Origin of the sequence: Fibrobacter sp. (assembly GCA_024399065.1) — a bacterium.
GTDB lineage: Bacteria > Fibrobacterota > Fibrobacteria > Fibrobacterales > Fibrobacteraceae > Fibrobacter.
In genome coordinates this window covers 1-1,143 of record JAKSIB010000110.1, presented here as the reverse complement: position 1 = coordinate 1,143, position 1,143 = coordinate 1, and the positions used below count along the sequence as shown (strand labels likewise).

Annotated in this window: 1 protein-coding gene; it reads right to left on the bottom strand. The window is 50.8% G+C overall.

What is annotated here, in order from left to right; translation table 11 throughout:
• Positions 1–1,143 (bottom strand): MucBP domain-containing protein (locus MJZ25_16695; GenBank protein MCQ2125801.1); only part of this gene is annotated, 1,143 nt, incomplete at both ends.

Below are 1,143 nucleotides of genomic sequence, written 5' to 3'. Positions count from 1 at the left end.
ACTTCATGCCGTACTTGCCTACCTCAACGCCTGTCGCGATAGAGTCGCTCACCTCACCGATGAACTTCAAGTCGTCACGCTTGAACAACTCAGGGTTGGATGATACGAAGTCGTAGCCAGAAACCGTATGAGTCTCGCCGTCGTATGCCTCGGTCAAGCTATGCTTGGTGATCGTCACGTCAACCGTGATTGGTGTGATCTCCAAGCTGTCCTCGACAATTGTAATATTTACTGCCGAGAAGTTCTTGTTCAAGTTCTCGAATGAGTTCTCATCGAACTTCATACCGTACTTGCCCACCTCGACGCCTGTCGCGATAGAGTCGCTCACCTCGCCAATGAACTTCAAGTCGTCACGCTTGAACAACTCAGGGTTGGATGACAAGAAGTCGTAGCCAGAAACCGTATGTGTCTCGCCGTCGTATGCCTCGGTCAAGCCGTGCTTGGTGATGGTTACATCAACCGTAATTGGCGTGATCTCCAAGCTGTCCTCAACGATGGTGATGTTAACCGCAGAGAAGTTGTGGTTCAAGTTCTCGAACGAGTTTTCGTCGAACTTCATGCCGTACTTGCCTACCTCAACGCCTGTCGCGATAGAGTCGCTCACCTCACCGATGAACTTCAAGTCGTCACGCTTGAACAACTCAGGGTTGGATGATACGAAGTCGTAGCCAGAAACCGTATGAGTCTCGCCGTCGTATGCCTCGGTCAAGCTATGCTTGGTGATCGTCACGTCAACCGTGATTGGTGTGATCTCCAAGCTGTCCTCGACAATTGTAATATTTACTGCCGAGAAGTTCTTGTTCAAGTTCTCGAATGAGTTCTCATCGAACTTCATACCGTACTTGCCCACCTCGACGCCTGTCGCGATAGAGTCGCTCACCTCGCCAATGAACTTCAAGTCGTCACGCTTGAACAACTCAGGGTTGGATGACACGAAGTCGTAGCCGGATACGCTGTGAGTCTCGCCGTCGTATGCCTCGGTCAAGCCGTGCTTGGTGATCGTCACGTCAACCGTGATTGGTGTGATCTCCAAGCTATCCTCGACGATTGTAATATTTACTGCCGAGAAGTTCTTGTTCAAGTTCTCAAAGCTCTCCTTCGTGAAGGTCATGCCGTACTTGCCTACCTCGACGCCTGTCGCGA